Below are 16,000 nucleotides of genomic sequence, written 5' to 3'. Positions count from 1 at the left end.
CATAGCCGCCCACGCGGCCCTCGCACGCGCGTGCGACGACGACGTGACGCCGGTGTTGCGTCGTCGACACCTCGGTCCCCGCCTGGCACACCTATACTCGGCGCCATGAAGAAGGCGCTCATCCTCCTCATGCTCGTCGTGCCCGTGCTGGTCTCCGCACAAGGGCGCGCGCGCAACGTCGTCCTCGTCCTCGCCGATGCCGGAGGGCTCGGCACGATCACCGCAGCCAGCCTGCATGCGACGGGCACGTCGCGTGGCCTGTTCGTGCAGTCGCTGCCGCACGTCGCGCTGTCGGACACGTCCACGGCCTCGCAGATCGTCTCCGACTCCGCGGCCGGGATGACCGCCATCGTCACCGGCCAGAAGACCCACAACGGGGTCATCTCGCAGGGGGCCGACGCCGTGCGTGGCAAGAGCGACGGCACCGCCCTGAAGACGATCCTCGAGTACGCCGAGGAGCACGGGCTGGCGACCGGGCTCGTGAGCAACGACGCGCTGACGGGCGCCACGCCCGCGTCGCTCTACGCCCACGTCAACGACCGCGGGCAGACGGCCGCCATCTTCATGCAGGCCTTCGCGCCGCGGTTCGGCGACGGCGTGGACGTGATGATCGGGCCGGGCCGGGCCTCGATTGCCAAGGCGCTCGCCGCCACCGGTAGCAGCCTCGAGGCGGTGTCGGCGAGTGCGAAGCGGCCGATCCTTGCGTCGCTGGCCGACGTCCCGGCCGACGCGCGGCGCGCCGTGGTGCTGCTCGAGTCGTCGACGTTCGACATCAAGGACGCGACGCTCGCCGCGCACCGGATCCTGTCGCGCAACAAGAAGGGCTACTTCCTGATGGTCGAGGGCGACGTCCACACCGACCGGGTGCGGGCCGGGCTCGAGAGCATGGTGGCGCTCGACGCGACCGTGGCGGCGCTCTCGAAGGTGATGGGGCGCGACACGCTGCTCGTCTTCACCGCGGATCACTCCTTCGACCTGGCCCTGCGCAGCGGCCGCCTCGGGGCGACGCTGCTCGAGGGCGTCGACGAGGATCAGGCGAAAGCTGCCGAAGAGAAGCGCAGCAGCGTGAGCATCCCGACCTTGCGCATGGACGACAGCCACACCGGCGAGCCGGTCATGGTGGCCGCGACCGGTCCCGGAGCCGAGCGCGTCAAGGGCTACATGCGCAACACCGACATCTTCACGGTGATGATGCAGGCCTTCGGCTGGAAAGCCGACTGACACACGGGCCGTGGGGAGTAGACTGGCGGTTTCCCGGATTCCATCGAGAGGACCGTCAGTGCCACAGTCGCCCATGTTCCGTCGTTTCGTCATCGGTCTCGCGGCACTCTGCGCGCTGGTTGCCACCCCCGCAGGTGCCCAGCAGGACGAGGGGCGCGCGGCCCGGCTCATTGCCGACCTCGGCCTGCGGGAAGCGCCGCAGCCCGTCAGCGAATTGACCGGCTGGGCCAAGCCGCGCCGCATCGTCGTGCGCGACCTCACGCCGGAGCGGCGCGCCTGGCTGCAGCTCGCCGCACCCGGTGTAGAACTTGTCGGCGCCGCCTCGGTGTCCGAGGCCGCCGAGGCCGCGCGGGATGCCGATGCCGTCCTGGGCTTCTGCGAGGAGCGCGTCCTCACGGCTGGGCCGCGCATCCGCTGGGCGCAGACCTACAACGCCGGCGTCGAGCGGTGCCTGTCGAGCACGATCTTCCGTGAACGCGGCATCCTCCTCACGAACATGCAGCGCATCCTCGGTCCGGTGATGGCCGAGCACGTGATGGCGCTGGTGCTGGCGCACGCGCGCGGGCTGCCAGGGTACGTCCTCGCGCAGCGCGAAGGCCGGTGGGCGCGCGGGGGCGTGCCAGCGACGCCCGGACTGCCGTCGCTGCCCGGGGGCGACCTGCCGGCGTTCGCCCTCACCGGCCGCACGATGCTCGTGATCGGCTACGGCGGCGTGGGCAGCGAGGTGGCCAGGCGGGCGCATGCGTTCGGCATGACGGTGCTGGCCGTCCGGAACAGCACCGGCCCGCTGCCCCCGATTGTCAGCCGCATGGGGAGCTCGGCCGACCTGCCGGCCTTGGCCCGCGAGGCGGACATCATCGTCGACACCCTGCCGCTCACCCCCGAGACGAAGGGGATTCTCGGCGCCCCGTTCTTCGCCGCGGTGAAGAAGGGCGCGTTCTTCGTCAACGTCGGGCGCGGCGGCACCGTGGACACCGACGCGCTGGTCAAGGCCCTGCGGGAGGGCCGGCTGGGCGGCGCCGGCCTCGACGTGACCGAACCGGAACCGCTGCCGGCGGGCCATCCGTTGTGGGCCATGCCCAACGTGATCATCACGCCGCATGTGTCGGCCGACTCCGAACTCGACGAGGAGATTCGCTGGCTTCTGGTCCGCGAGAACCTCAAGCGGTACGTGTCGGGTGGCCGGATGCTGTCGGTGGTGGATCCCGCGCGAGGGTACTGACGCTGGCAATTCAAAATCTGGAATTTGAAATTCTCGGCGGCTTGGCCTTCGGCCTTCGCCGCGCCAGGCGAAGCCGGCGCGCATGAATTTCGAATTTCAAATTTCAAATTGCCAGCGTGTCGGATATCGTGCAGTTCATGCACAGACGGCTGTTCCTCGGCGCGCTGGCCGCGTCTGGTCTTGCGTCGCGGCTCGCGCCGCCGGCGCTCGCGCGTGAGCAGCCTGCGGCGGCCACCGCGCCTGCGGGCGCGCCCACGCGGTTCCAGTACGCCTGCATGACGCTCCCGTACTCGGCCTTTCCCCTCGAGCGCGCGCTCACGGGGATCAAGGCGGCCGGTTACGACCACGTCGCCTGGGGCGTCACGCACAAGGACGCGGGAGGGCAGCAGCGTCCGGCGATGGATGTGGCCGCACCGCCCGCCGAGGCCGCCGCGCTCGCGCGCCGCTGCCGCGACCTCGGCCTCGCGCCGGTGATGATGTTCTCCACCGTCTTCCTCGAGGAGCCCAACGCCACCGACGACCACCGTCGTCGCATCGCGCAGGCGGCTGCGGCGGGCATCCCGTACCTGCTCACGTTCGGCCGCACGCGGCCGGGTGAGTACGAGCGCGTGGTGGCGTGCCTGAAGGCCATCGGCCCCGACGCGCGCAAGGCTGGCGTCACCGTGCTGATCAAGCAGCACGGCGGCAACACCGCCACCGGCCAGATGTGCGCGCGCATCATCCGCGAGGTCGGCGACGCAGGTGTCCGCATGTGCTACGACGCCGGGAACGTGCTCGACTACGAGAGCCACGACCCGATCACCGACATCGCCACGTGCGTCGGCGACGTGCGTGCCTTCGCGATCAAGGATCATCGCGACTGGCCGAAGGACGAGGACTGCGGTCCCGGCTTCGGCGAGATCGATCACTACCGCCTGTTCCAGCCCGTGATGCGCACGGGGCTGACCATGCCGCTCGTGTTCGAGAACATCTTCGAGCCCCTGGTCCCGCGCCCATCGACGCCCGAGGGCGTCGATGCGCTCGCGCGGCGCGCCAGGGAGTACATGCAGAGTGTCATCGGCGGCCTGCAGGCGCAGGCGGCCCGTCCCGCGTGAAAGGCCTGAACCCGTGACCCACGACATCTCCAGACGACACTTCCTCGAGGCCGGCGCCTCGATCGCCACCACGGCCGCGCTCGCCACACGCGCCGGCGCGCAACCCCAGATCGTCGTCCCGGCGGCGCCCGTGGCCGGTGCGATTCCCACCGGCGTGATCGGCACCGGTGGACGCGGCACGCAGGATCTCCGCTCGGTGCTGGAACTCGGCAAGGTGGTGGCGCTGTGCGACACCAAGGCCGACCGGCTCTCGGCCGCCGCCACGCTTGCCGCGCGCGACAACCCCACGACCGTCTCCGACTGGCGGCGGGTGATCGACCGGAAGGACATCGAGGCGGTGGTCATCGCCACGCCGCCGCACCTGCACGCCGAGATGGCTGTCGCGGCGCTGCAGTCGGGCAAGCACGTCTATTGCGAGAAGCCGGTGGCGATCACGCCGGCGTCGGTGCAGGCCGTGGCCAAGGCCGTGAAGGCCTCAGGGAAGGTGTTCGTGACCGGCCAGCAGCTGCGCTCGTACAAGCGCCTGCAGGCCGCCGTCGGGAAGATCCGCAGCGGTGCCATCGGCGACGTGCTGATGGTGAAGGCGCAGCGCCACTCCGAGTCCGACCTGAGTCACACGGGCTCGTCGGCCGACTGGTTCTTCGACGTCGAGAAGTCGGGCGGCTACCTGATCGAGATGTCGGTGCACAACCTCGACCTGTGCAACTGGGCCGTCGGCGCCACGCCGATCAAGGCGGCCGGCTTCGGCGGCATCCTGCTGTACAAGGACGACCCGCCGGGGCGCTCGATCATGGACGGCTACACGCTCAGCTACGACTACCCGGGCGGCGTGAAGCTGTACTTCACGCAGATGGTGTTCCACCCGAAGGGCCTGCCCGGCGGCGGCCAGTTCGTGCACGTGTACGGCCAGAAGGGCGCCTGCGACCTGATGGGCGACACCAGCGTGTACCCGCTCGACGGCAAGGCCTCGCCGTCGATGCTCGCCGAGAAGGTGGACGAGCACCCGAGCGCCCACATGCAGGCGTTCTACGACTGCATCCGCGGTACCGCGAAGAACCCGGCCGACATCAGCGTCGGCGCGACGGGTGCGCTCACGGCCATCATGGGCCACCAGGCCATCACCACGGGCAAGGTCGTGGAGTGGAAGACGATCGCCGGAGATCTCTCGTGAACTCGACCACCCGTCGCCACTTCCTCTCGACCGCCCTGACCGTTCCCGCGGCCGCCGCGCTCGGCGCCCTGGCAGCGCCGGTCCGCGTCGCCGCGCAGGCGAAGGGCAAGGCCCCGCTCTACAAGATCTCCCTCGCGGAGTGGTCCATCAACCAGCCGCTCCGCAAGGGCACGATGGAGCACCTCGACTTCGCCAAGATCGCCAAGTCGTGCGGCGTCGACGCCATCGAGTACGTCAACCAGTTCTTCATGGACAAGGCGACCGATGCAGCCTACCTCGCGGAGATGAACACCCGCGCCAAGGGCGAGGGCGTCACGCAGGTCCTGATCATGTGCGACAACGAGGGGCGGCTTGGCGATCCGGACGCGGCCAAGCGCCAGACGGCCGTCGAGAACCACTTCAAGTGGGTGACCGCCGCGAAGACCCTCGGGTGCCACTCGATCCGCGTCAACGCCTACAGCAGCGGTACGCCCGAGGAGCAACAGAAGCTGGTGGCCGAGGGCCTGCACAAGCTGTGCGTGTTTGCCGACACGCACGGCCTCAACGTGATCATCGAGAACCACGGCGGCATGAGCAGCAACGCCAAGTGGCTCATGCAGACGATCAAGCTCGCCGATCACAAGCGCGCCGGCACGCTGCCCGACTTCGGCAACTTCTCGATCTCGCGCCCGACGCAGGCCAATCCCGACGCGAAGACGGAGAGCTACGACTCCTACGTCGGCGTGCAGGAGATGATGCCGCTGGCCAAGGGCGTCAGCGTGAAGCCGACCGTGTGGGACTTCAAGGGCAACCAGAGCCCGCTCGACTACCCGCGCATGATGAAGATCGTGCTCGACGCTGGCTACCACGGCTACTGCGGGATCGAACACGGCGCGTCGGGCCGTGAGCTCGACAGCATCCGCGAGGTGCGCCAGGCGCTCGAAGCGGCGCGCGAGCAACTGTCGAAGGCGTAAGGCAGCGGGCCGGGCTGGGACAGCCGGCCCTACCTGTCCCTGAAGTACACCTCGAACACGGCCGGCAGCGCGGCGCCGTACTCCTGCCACAGCGCTGCCGACGTGAACGCTTTGCGGCCCTCGACCCGGTTCGCGTTGAGCTCGTGCACGAGCGCGTCGATGCCGTAGCGCTCGAGCCAACCGTCGCCAAGCGTGCCGCTGTTGCGGAACGCGCCTTCCGTATGCCCCTCCGTGAACCATGTGCGTTCGCGGAGGATTGCCTCGAGGCGCGCCATGCGCGCGAGGTGTTCGTCCAGGCCCGGCACCGGCGGGCGTGAGAGGTGCAGCAGGCCGCGCCCGTCGTTGTGCAACTCGATGGCGAGATCCGGCTTCCGCCCGCCCGCGATCATCCCCTCGAGCCAACGCTCCAGTGCCGCGTTCTCCGGCACCAGTGCCTGATCGACGGGCCGATCCCAGTTGCGGTTCAGGTCCTTGCCGTTGACGTTGAAGCGCGTGCCGCCGCGTGCGACGCCGTCCTTGTTGGCCATCGGCAGCACGTACACGGTGAACTGCCCGCGCCAGCGCGCCGCTTCGGCGTCGTCGCCCAGCAGGCGCTCGACCAGTCCCTGCATCACCCAGCTGCTCCCCGACTCCCAGGGATGCGCTCGCGCGCGCAGGAAGACGCGCCGGGGTTCGTCGCCGCGGCCGATGCGGATGATCTCGAGCGGCCGCCCCTGCACCGTCGCGCCGATCGTCGTCACCTCGGCGTGCGCGCTCGCACGGGCCTTCGCGACGAGCCGGTCGAGGTCCGACAGGCGGTACGGCTGCATGCGCGCGAGGTGCAGCACGCCCCCGGCCGGCATCGTCACCGTGACGCGGATGCGGTTGCCGGGCAGTGTGTCGGTGGGGACCGTCGTCCACGTCGTGCCGTCTGCCGACAGCGCCACCGTCTTCAGCTCGCCCGCGACCGATCCGGGCTGGCCATTCCACACGTTGTCGAGGTTGACGAACTCCAGCGTGATGGGCGCGCCTGGCCGCCCGACCATCCGGAAGTGGATGTGCCCGGCGGCACGGTTCGGCGAGTCGCGCTCGTGGTCGTACAGCAGGTGCACGCGGTACGCGCCATCGTCGCCACGCTCGTACCAGAGCGGCGACGCGTTCTCGATGCCGGTGTCGATGAACGCGAGGTCGGGCGGCGGCACGGCTGTCGGCGGCGGCGCCTGCGCGCGGGCGACGGCACTCGCCAGCAGCGCGAAGAGGAGGAGGAGGGCCAGCCTGGCGTCGGTGGTGCAGCGGATGGGCACGGCGCATCGTGTGCCGGCACGGGCGTCGTCCGCAACGGTCTCGGCGCGATCGCTCCTCACGATGGGTAGTTCATGAGCTAGACTCTCCGGACTCATCAGCTAGCCCGTCTCCACGTCGTTCATGGAGGACCCATTGCTTCGTCGTTCCTTCACGCACTGGTCAATCGTCGGGGTCGTGCTGGCGGTGGTCGCCGCCGCACCAGTCGGCGGGTACCTCGAGTCGCAGGATCCAGCCTCGCCGCCGGCCGCTTCCGACGATGGCCGGGACGGGAAGAAGCCCGAGGGCCTCGTCCTCAAGACCGCCGAGACGATCGAGTTCGAGACCGACCAGGTCACGTGGATGTCGGTCGACGTGTCGCCCGACGGGCGCACGATCGTGTTCGACCTGCTCGGGGATCTCTACACGATGCCGTCCTCAGGCGGCCAGGCCACGCGCATCGTCGGCGGCCTGTCGTTCGAGTCGCAGCCGACGTTCTCGCCAGACGGCAAGACGATCGCCTTCCTCAGCGACCGCACAGGCGTCGAGAACCTGTGGCTGGCCAACGCCGACGGCACCAACCCGCGCGCGGTGAGCAAGGACGGGCGGACCAACGATCGGCCGCAGATCATGGCGTCGCCGGCGTGGACGCCCGACGGCGAGTACGTGGTCGTGTCGAAGGCGCGTGCGCCCGACCCGGGCACGTTCTGGTTGTTCATGTACCACCGCGACGGTGGCTCCGGCGTGCGCGTGGGGGCGCCGCCTCCGCCCCAGCCCTCACCCGAGGCCGCTCCCGGGCCACCGCCCGCGCCGGCCCCGAACCGCATGGGCGCCGTGGTGTCGCCCGACGGCCGCTTCGTCTACTACGCCCAGCGCACGGGCAGCTTCACCTACAACGCGCGCTTCCCGCTGTGGCAGATCCACCGACTCGATCGCGAGACCGGCGACACCGTGCAGGTGACCAATGCGCAGGGCAGTGCGATGCGCCCGGTGCTGTCACCCGATGGCACGCGCCTGGTCTACGCCACGCGTCACAAGGCGGCCACCGCGCTGCGCATTCGCGACCTGCGCACCGGCGCGGAGAAGTGGCTCGCGCATCCGGTCACGCGCGACGACCAGGAGTCGCGCGCCTCACGCGACACGATGCCGCGCTACGCGTTCATGCCCGACGGCACGTCGCTGCTCGTCCCGATCGACGGCAAGCTGGCGCGCATCGACGTCGAGACCGGCGCGCGCACGCCGGTGCCGTTCACGGCACGGGTGCAGGCCGAGATCGCCCCGCGCGTCTACACGCCGGTGCGCGTGGACGATGGCGAGACCGTGAAGGCACGGCTGGTGCGCTGGCCTTCCCTCTCACCAGACGGCCGACGCCTGGCCTTCAGCGCCCTCAACCGGCTGTACGTGATGGACATGCCGTCCGGGACGCCACGCCTGATCACGTCCGCGCCTGCCGGTACGGCGCCAGAGGGCGAGTTCATGCCCGTGTGGTCGCCAGACGGGTCAACGATCACCTACGTGACATGGACGACGACCGGCGGGCACCTCAAGCGGGTGGCCGCGACCGGGGGCGCGCCCGTCACGCTCACGCCGCACGAGGGGTACTACCTCGACCCGGCGTACACGCCCGACGGCACGCAACTGGTCTTCATCGCCGGCACCGCGAACGATCACGTCTACTCGATCCTGCTCGACACGCCGCCGCCCGACGACGATGACGGGGCACCCGGCGAGATCGGCGGCGTCGATGCGCCGAATACCCTCGAGCTGCGCCGCATGCCCGCCGCGGGCGGCGCGTCGACGCTGGTGGCTTCGGCGCAGAACGGGCGGTCGCCGCAGTTCGTCCGCAACGACGGATCGCGGGTCTACCTCACGACGCCGCGCGGCCTGCAGTCGATCACGATGGACGGCTTCGACCGCCGCACGCACCTGCGCGTGCAGGGCGTGGGCCCCGGCAACAACCCGCCCGGCGCCACCGAGATCCGCCTGTCGCCCGACGGAGGCCGCGCCGTCGTCAGCGTCCAGAACCGCCTGCACCTTGTCACCGTGCCGCGCGCGGGACGCGAGACCCTGACGATCAGGATCGGCGGCCGGGGCGACGGCACGCCCGTGCCCGTCAAGAGCCTCTCGGCCGAGGGTGGCGACTACCTGGCGTGGACCGCCGACGGCAAGGCCGTCACCTGGGCGCTCGGTGCACGGTTCCACCAGCAGGCCCTCGATGCCACGTCGCCCACGGCGACGGATGTGCGCGTCGAGGTGCCGCGCCGCCGGCCGCGTGGCTCGGTCCTCCTTACTGGTGCGCGCATCGTCACGATGAAGGGCGATGAGGTGTTCGAGCGCGGCGACGTACTGGTGACCGACAACCGAATTGCCGGCGTCGGTCGGCGCGGCAGCCTGCGCCCGCCGGCGGGGACGCGCGTCATCGACGTGACTGGCAAGACCGTGATGCCGGGCCTTGTCGACGCGCACTCGCACATGTGGGCGCCACGCGGATTGCACCAGACGCAGGTGTGGCAGCACCTCGCCAACCTCGCGTATGGCGTGACCACCACGCGCGACCCGCAGACCAGCACGCCGGACGTCTTCGCGTATGCCGATCTCATCGACGCCGGCGTCATGCCGGGCCCACGTGTCTATGCCACGGGCCCCGGCGTGTTCTCCACCTCCGGCATCGACAGCCGCGAGGCCGCCTTCGCCTTCATCAAGCGCTACAAGGAGGCCTACGGCACCAACACCATCAAGCAGTACGTTGCGGGAGACCGGCTCGTCCGGCAGTGGATCATCGAGGCCTGCGCGAAGTACGGCATCACGGCCACCATCGAGGGGTCGCTCGACATGAAGCTGAACCTCACGCAGATGGCCGATGGCTACTCCGGGCAGGAGCACTCGTTCCCGATCCAGCCGCTCCACAAGGACGTGATCGAGTTCGTGGCGCGGACGAAGACGTACTACACGCCGACGATCCTGGTGGCCTACGGCGCCCCGTGGACCGAGAACTACTGGTTCGAGAAGGAAGACCTGATCAACGACACGAAGCTGCGGCGCTGGGTGCCATGGGAACTCCTCGACGGCATGATCCGGCGTCGGCCGCAGTGGTTCCTCCCCGAGGAGTACGGGCACACGCGCTTCGGCAAGCAGGTGGCCGACATCGTCCATGCCGGCGGCAAGGCTGCGCTCGGCAGCCACGGGCAGTTGCAGGGCCTCGGCGCGCACTGGGAGACGTGGAGCCTCGGGTCTGGCGGGCTGACGCCGCACGAGACGTTGCGCGTGGTCACGCTGAACGGAGCCGAAGCCATCGGCCTGCAGCAGGACCTCGGCTCACTCGAGTCCGGCAAGCTCGCCGATCTCCTCGTGCTCGACGGCAACCCGTTGGTGGACCTGCGCCAGACGAAATCGCTGCGCTACGTGATGAAGAACGGCGAGCTGTTCGACGCCACCACGCTCGACCTCGTATGGCCCGAGGCGCGTCCGCTGCCGAAGCCGTTCTGGTGGGGCACCGAGCCGCAGTGACGTCGGCGTACTGACATCCCTCGTGCGCGCCGGCGATCGCCTGCGCGCACGGGCACGCGGAACGTCAGTTGCTGGCCAGCGGACGGCTGAACACGGCGCCGTGGGGAATGCCCTTGGCGGTGCCGCCGTGCGGCCACGTCTTGTCGTCCATCCGGAAGCCCGGGGCCGCGGCCCCCTCCTCGCGGAAGCGCTCGTCCCAGGCCAGCGCGCCGGTCGCTGGATCGAAGCGGGCGATGACGACGCGATGCTGCATGCCCTCGTAGCCGGTCACGACGACACGCCGCTGGTCGGGCGAGATCGAGATCCAGTGCGGCACGTCGTTCGCGCCGAGCGAGACGCGACTCACTTCTCGTGGCTTCGACGGGTCGCTGATGTCGAGGCTCACCACCGCGCTCCAGGCGGGCACCGTCACCAGGTAGTACTTGCCCGCGATCACCGGGATTGCGCAGTTGGTGCCTTTCTTCTTCGGGAACGAGGCCACCATGCGCGCCGACGGCGCATCGCCGCCCAGGTTCTCCATCAGGTAGAGCCCGCAGTTGAAGGTCGAGACGAGCACGGTCTTGCCGTCGCCGAGCAGTCGCGGCTCCGCGGTGAGCAGGCCCTCGTCACCCGCGGGCCCGTCAGGGAGCGCGAACGTGGAGAGCAGCTTCAGATCCGACAGCCGCCACACCTGGAGGTTCCGCGACGCCTTGTAGTCCTTGTCCATGTCCGTCGTCGTCGTGACGACGCGGTCGAGGGACGTGACGATGGCCCCGCTGTAGACGCGCAGTTCCGGGTCGATCCCCGGCCCGCCCGCGGCGCTCGATCGCACGGGCACCCCGGCAGGCGTGAGTTCCACCAGGCCACCCGGTGTCATCCCGGTAGCGTCGTGGCGCATCTGGAAGGTGGCCAGCACGTTGCCATTCGGCAGGCGCAGGAACGAGTGCGGGTGCGAGTAGCCCTCGAGGTCGCCGAACTGGTGCGTGATGCGCGGGCGGGTCGCGTCGGCGAGGTCGAAGATGAAGGTCTGGCCGGTGCCGAAGCCGTTGGCGAACAACTGCCGGTCGGCGGGCATCTCGTGCTCGGTGTGGTGCGGCACGTTCTCGCGTCCCGGCACCGGCAGCGTCGTCACCAGGCGCCCGTAGCGGTCGCCGCGCTCGGTGACGTCGAGCACCGCCAGGAAGTCGGGCTGCGTCTTGTCGTCCGAGGCCGTCCAGAGGTAGAGGTGCGTGGCATCAGCCGACACCGCGGGTTCCGGCGCACGTGACGTGCAACCAACGAGTGAGACGAGCAGGATCGCGACGGAACCGAGGCGGCAGCGCACCCGCCAACGATAGTGCGAAGTCGTCGCCGTGCCAATGCCGCATCGCCGGCGCCCCTGGCGAGTGGTGATCGAGACCACGCCTGCGTGCCCCGCGAGTTCCGCGAGCCGATCCCTCTCGTGACTAGAGCGCCGCGAGCACTTCCTTCATCAGCCACTGGTTGCCTTCGATGCCGTCCATGGGCCCGCTCTCCCACTCGAGACCGATCGTGCCCGTGTAGCGGTGCGCGTTCAGGATGCGCACGCTGCGTCCGACGTCGTTCCAGTCCCTCTCGGGCGTCTTCCACCGGTCCCAGTACTTCGCGTGCACGTGCGTGTGCGTGTAGGGCATCACTGCCTCGAGGCCGTGGAAGAGGTGGTACTCGTACTCCCAGTTGCTGAAGTCCGGCGTGCACTCGCAGTAGGGGTGGTTCACCTCGTCCATGATGATGCGGATGTGCATGGGGTTGGCGCACAGGCCCCAGTGGTTCTCGATCGTGATCTTCACGCCCACCTTTTCGCCATACTCGGCCAGTTCCCGGAACGACTCGATGCACTTCTTCAGGTAGACCACGATCTTGTCGTTCTTCGGAAGGCCGGTGCTGTGGTCCTCGGCCCCGGGCATGATCCGCCCGATCGCCGTCCCCGTGTTGGCGCGCATGGTCTTGGCGCCGAGGATCGCGGCCACGTCCATCCACATCTTGGCGGCGCGGATGCCTTCCGTGCGCTTCGCGTCGTCGGGATCGGCGAGGAACCGGGGCACATCGTTGGAGAGGTGCTGGGTCACGAACCCCTCGTTCGCGATCACGGACGCCAGTTTCTCCAGCCACTTCCTGGCCGCCGGAGCGCCCGGCTCCCAGCGACGCATCGGGAACGGCTTGTTGTCCCGCTGCACGGTCGTCTCGGTGTACTGCGTGGAGTCGGCGGGATCGCCGAACACGTCAGACCAGAGGTCGAGGTGATGGACGCCGGGGAAGAAGTCCTTCGTCCACCTCGGCAGATCGAGCAGCGTGATCTCGCCGTACTTCTTGCGCAAGGCCACCGTCTCTTCGTTGGGCGCGCCGCGGCCGTACGTCTTGAACAGGTGCCGCAGCGGCCAGCAGGTCATGGCGATGCGCGACCGCTTCTCCGATTCGGTCAGCTGGCGCGCCACAGACGCCTGCGCGGACAGTGAGTGCGGCAGGAGCGTCCCTGCGGCGGCGACGCCGAGGCCAGCCTTCAGCAGGAAGTCGCGGCGATCGGTGGTGGATGGGTGGCGCGTGTCCAAGATTCCTCCCGGCACGAACAGGTGCCGCGGGCATCCTACCCTAGCGGCGGCAGGATCCTGGCGGTCGTGCCGCGCGTTCGGGTTGACTCGACGCGGCTCGAGTTTCGGTAGATGATTGGGCCATGCAAGGCCGTCTCTGCTTACTAACGCTCTGCGCCACAGCCCTTCTTGTGGGTTGCGACAAGGGCCTTGCGCCCTCGGCTCCCCCGGTCGCGACGGTCGCCGAGCCGGAGCCCTTACTGACGATAGTCGTCGGCGCCACGGAGCGGCACCTCACCCGCGGACAACTGCTCGAGCGCGCGGATCTCCAGCCACTCACCATTCAGGATGAGTCCGCCTATGAGGGGCGCACGCTGGAATGCGAAGGGATCAGCGCCCAGGCGTTGTTCCAGGGGCTCGACATTCCCGGCGAGGCAGCGCTGACCTTCACTGCCACCGACGGCTTCTCCGCGACAATCTCCGCAGCCCGTGTCCTTGCCAACTCGGAGAACGCGGCGCGTGGTTTTCTCGCGATCGAACGCAGCGACAAGCCGTGGCCCAGGATGCGGCCCACCCGCCCGAGCGCGGGAACCTTCTACTGGGTGTGGAAGGACCCGCAGAAGTCGGACATCGGCCGGGAAGAGTGGCCGTTCAAGATTCGCCGGATCGAGGTGACGCTGCCGTTCGCCGCGCGTTTTCCCGGCCTGTTGCCCGACGCGGCGCTGGCCAAGGACGCACGGGAGCACCGAGGCTTCGAGGTCTTCCAGAAGGACTGCTCGCCCTGCCACACCTTGAACCGCCAGGGAGGTGCCAACGTGGGGCCGGATCTCAACGAGCCCATGAGTCCCACCGAGTACTTCCCGGAAGCGGTGTTCCGGACGCTCATCCGCAACCCGCAGTCGGTGCGGCATTTTCCGAACTCGAAGATGAGCGGGTTCTCCAAGGAGATCCTGCCGGACTCCGAGGTCGACGATCTCCTGGCGTACCTGCGTCACATGGCGGCGCGAAGGAAGACGACGCCCTGACCCTGTGGGTTCATTGCTCGCGAGTCGTCGCCGCAACCACCCCGGCGTGGGACGCCAACTCCGCGAGCCGATCGGCCGGACCCAGAAGGACCAGATGGTCGCCGGCCTCCATCCGGGCCTCTGGCGCCGGGTTGAACTCCATCTTCCCGCTGGCGCGCTTGATCCCGACGACGATCACGCCGAACTTCTGGCGCAGGTTGGCGCCGACGATGGTCTGGCCGGTGAGCGGGCCGTTGGCGCGAATCTCGATCTGCTCCATGGAGAGTTCGAGGAACTCCGAGCTGGTCGCGAGCTGCACGAAGTCCACGACGGCCGGACGCAGCGCCAGTTGGGCCATGTGCTGGCCGCCGATCTGGTAGGGGGAGATCACGCGGTCGGCGCCGGCGCGCTTGATCTTGCGACCCGACTCGTCGCTCTCGGTGCGGCCGATGATGTAGAGCGTCGGCTGCATCAGCCGCGCGGTGAGGATCGTGTAGACGTTCTCGGCGTCGCTGGAGAGGGCCGCGATGAGGCCCCGCGCCCGCGACACGCCGGCCTTGGCGAGTACGTCCTCGGAGCTCGCGTCGCCCTCGACGACGAGGTGCCCGGCGTCGGTCAGCGCGCGCAGGCGCTCGGGGTCGCGCTCGACGACGACGTACGGGACGCGTTGGCGGCGGAACTCATCGACGAGGATGCCGCCGATGCGTCCGTACCCGCACACGATGAAGTGGTGCTCCAGTCGCTCGAGCATGGCGGAGATCCGTCGGCGTTGCCAGGGGCTGTGCAGGGTGCTTTCGATCACGCTGGCCCCGATCAGCGTGAACGAGTAGAGGACGGTGCCGACGCCGCCGACCAGCACCAGCATCGTGAAGGCTTCGCCCGCACGGGACATCGGGTGGACTTCCTTGTAGCCGACCGTCGTGAGCGAGATGACCGTCATGTACAGGGCATCCCACGCTGACCACCCCTCGATCAGCATGTAGCCGACGGTGCCGGTCAGCACGATCGTGAGGAGCAGGATCGCGGCCTGCACCGACGTCCGGGACCACGCGGCGGCGTTCACAGGCCCCAGTGTATCCGCCTCGTCCTCTGCTAGCGCAGGCGCGCGAGGACGGCGGCCACGGCGGCCTTGTCCGTGAAGTCCAGGCGGGCGTCCGACTCCAGCCGTGTCTGCAGGTCGCGCCCCTGGAGGTCGCGATACGCCCGCCAGTCGATGCCGCGATCGAGCAGCAGGTCGACGACGGGCCAGTGCTGCGCGTTGACCGCATCGAACAGCGCGGTCCGGCCGTCAGTCGATCTCGCGTTGACGTTGGCGCCGCCATCGAGCAGCAGCGACAGCACGCCGGGAGCGGTTTGGTGCCCGGTCGCACTGAACCAGGCGGGTGAGCCGAAGGGGCCCGTCGCGTTCGGGTCGGCGCCGGCGTCGAGCAGCACGCGGGTCGCCTCGGGGCCGACGCGAATGGCTTCGACGAGTGGCGACGCGGCACCTCCGTCGTTGGCGTTGGCACCCGCCTTCAGCAGCGCCTGGACGACGTCGGGAGGCCCGTGGTGCGCCTGCAGGTGACGGAGCGCTACCACCAGCACCGTCATGTCCTGGATGGAACGTTCACCGACATCAGCCTCTCGCGCCAGCGCGGGGATCGCGGTGGCATCACCGCGCGCGATCGCGCCCTCGATGGCCTGCATCGGCGCCGACCGGAACTGCGTGGCTGCGCCCGAGGCATCGCGAAACTGGTTGATGCGGTAGCCGGCATACACCGGCGCGAGCGCCACGATCAGCAAGGGGGCCGCGGCGAACGCGAAGGCCAGCAGTCGCACCGGGAGGGACGGCGCGAGGTGGAAGAGGGCAATCGCTCCCAGGATCAGCAGGCCCGGCACCACGAGGATCGTCAGGGCAATCGTGAGGGGACCCGTGTGCGACGGCGGGCCTGCCGCGAGCCCGAGCAGGAACACCAGCCCGAGTCCGGCCAGGTCGGCCAGGATCACGATCCAGAAGGCGACGGTCAGCAGCATGGGAACTGGACGATGGTAAGCGAGCACTAC

General features: G+C 69.3%; 12 protein-coding genes. 7 read left to right on the top strand and 5 right to left on the bottom strand.

Features of this window, described 5'->3' with window-relative positions:
* Positions 1-105 precede the first annotated feature (105 nt).
* The 5 genes from ACIRDX_RS04270 to ACIRDX_RS04250 all read left to right on the top strand — a co-directional run bounded on the left by ACIRDX_RS04270 (position 106) and on the right by ACIRDX_RS04250 (position 5,661).
* Complete coding sequence (locus ACIRDX_RS04270) at positions 106-1,221, top strand: alkaline phosphatase (RefSeq protein ID WP_396624161.1); 1,116 nt, start codon at positions 106-108, stop codon at positions 1,219-1,221.
* A gap of 73 nt (positions 1,222-1,294) precedes the next feature.
* Positions 1,295-2,443 (top strand): D-2-hydroxyacid dehydrogenase, encoded by a 1,149-nt coding sequence (locus tag ACIRDX_RS04265; protein WP_396624160.1) that lies wholly within the window; start codon positions 1,295-1,297, stop codon positions 2,441-2,443.
* A 137-nt stretch (positions 2,444-2,580) separates the two neighbouring features.
* Positions 2,581-3,537, top strand: coding sequence for a sugar phosphate isomerase/epimerase family protein (locus ACIRDX_RS04260; protein WP_396624159.1), 957 nt, complete (start codon positions 2,581-2,583; stop codon positions 3,535-3,537).
* A gap of 13 nt (positions 3,538-3,550) precedes the next feature.
* On the top strand, positions 3,551-4,708 hold the full coding sequence (locus ACIRDX_RS04255) for a Gfo/Idh/MocA family protein (RefSeq protein WP_396624158.1): 1,158 nt from the start codon (positions 3,551-3,553) through the stop codon (positions 4,706-4,708).
* On the top strand, positions 4,705-5,661 hold the full coding sequence (locus tag ACIRDX_RS04250; protein WP_396624157.1) for a sugar phosphate isomerase/epimerase family protein: 957 nt from the start codon (positions 4,705-4,707) through the stop codon (positions 5,659-5,661). Before ACIRDX_RS04255 ends, ACIRDX_RS04250 begins: the two co-directional genes overlap by 4 nt.
* Before the next feature lie 29 nt (positions 5,662-5,690).
* On the opposite strand, the gene ACIRDX_RS04245 is transcribed toward ACIRDX_RS04250, so the two are convergent.
* Positions 5,691-6,944, bottom strand: coding sequence for a M14 family zinc carboxypeptidase (locus ACIRDX_RS04245; protein ID WP_396624156.1), 1,254 nt, complete (start codon positions 6,942-6,944; stop codon positions 5,691-5,693).
* Between the two features lie 133 nt (positions 6,945-7,077).
* Here ACIRDX_RS04245 and ACIRDX_RS04240 point away from each other — a divergent pair, with 133 nt between their 5' ends.
* Positions 7,078-10,428 carry an amidohydrolase family protein gene (locus ACIRDX_RS04240; protein ID WP_396624155.1) on the top strand — a complete coding sequence of 1,117 codons (3,351 nt, stop codon included), beginning with the start codon at positions 7,078-7,080 and terminating at the stop codon, positions 10,426-10,428.
* Positions 10,429-10,492: 64 nt separating this feature from the next.
* On the opposite strand, the gene ACIRDX_RS04235 is transcribed toward ACIRDX_RS04240, so the two are convergent.
* Together ACIRDX_RS04235 and ACIRDX_RS04230 are read right to left on the bottom strand one after the other, a co-directional pair.
* Positions 10,493-11,653 carry a hypothetical protein gene (locus tag ACIRDX_RS04235; protein ID WP_396624154.1) on the bottom strand — a complete coding sequence of 387 codons (1,161 nt, stop codon included), beginning with the start codon at positions 11,651-11,653 and terminating at the stop codon, positions 10,493-10,495.
* 199 nt (positions 11,654-11,852) lie between these two features.
* Positions 11,853-12,974, bottom strand: a complete 1,122-nt coding sequence (locus ACIRDX_RS04230; RefSeq protein ID WP_396624153.1) for a sugar phosphate isomerase/epimerase family protein — start codon at positions 12,972-12,974, stop codon at positions 11,853-11,855.
* 122 nt (positions 12,975-13,096) lie between these two features.
* Here ACIRDX_RS04230 and ACIRDX_RS04225 point away from each other — a divergent pair, with 122 nt between their 5' ends.
* The gene (locus tag ACIRDX_RS04225) at positions 13,097-13,978 is read left to right on the top strand and encodes a c-type cytochrome (protein WP_396624152.1); all 882 of its coding nucleotides are present in this window, start codon (positions 13,097-13,099) and stop codon (positions 13,976-13,978) included.
* A gap of 10 nt (positions 13,979-13,988) precedes the next feature.
* Here ACIRDX_RS04225 and ACIRDX_RS04220 read toward each other — a convergent pair whose 3' ends face one another.
* Positions 13,989-15,020 carry a potassium channel family protein gene (locus ACIRDX_RS04220; protein ID WP_396624151.1) on the bottom strand — a complete coding sequence of 344 codons (1,032 nt, stop codon included), beginning with the start codon at positions 15,018-15,020 and terminating at the stop codon, positions 13,989-13,991.
* Positions 15,021-15,049: 29 nt separating this feature from the next.
* A complete protein-coding gene (locus ACIRDX_RS04215; RefSeq protein WP_396624150.1) occupies positions 15,050-15,970 on the bottom strand; it encodes an ankyrin repeat domain-containing protein in 921 nt (306 codons plus the stop codon).
* Positions 15,971-16,000 lie beyond the last annotated feature (30 nt).

It is taken from the genome of Luteitalea sp. (assembly GCF_044337415.1).
GTDB lineage: Bacteria > Acidobacteriota > Vicinamibacteria > Vicinamibacterales > Vicinamibacteraceae > Luteitalea.
This window is presented reverse-complemented; position numbering and strand designations above follow the sequence as displayed.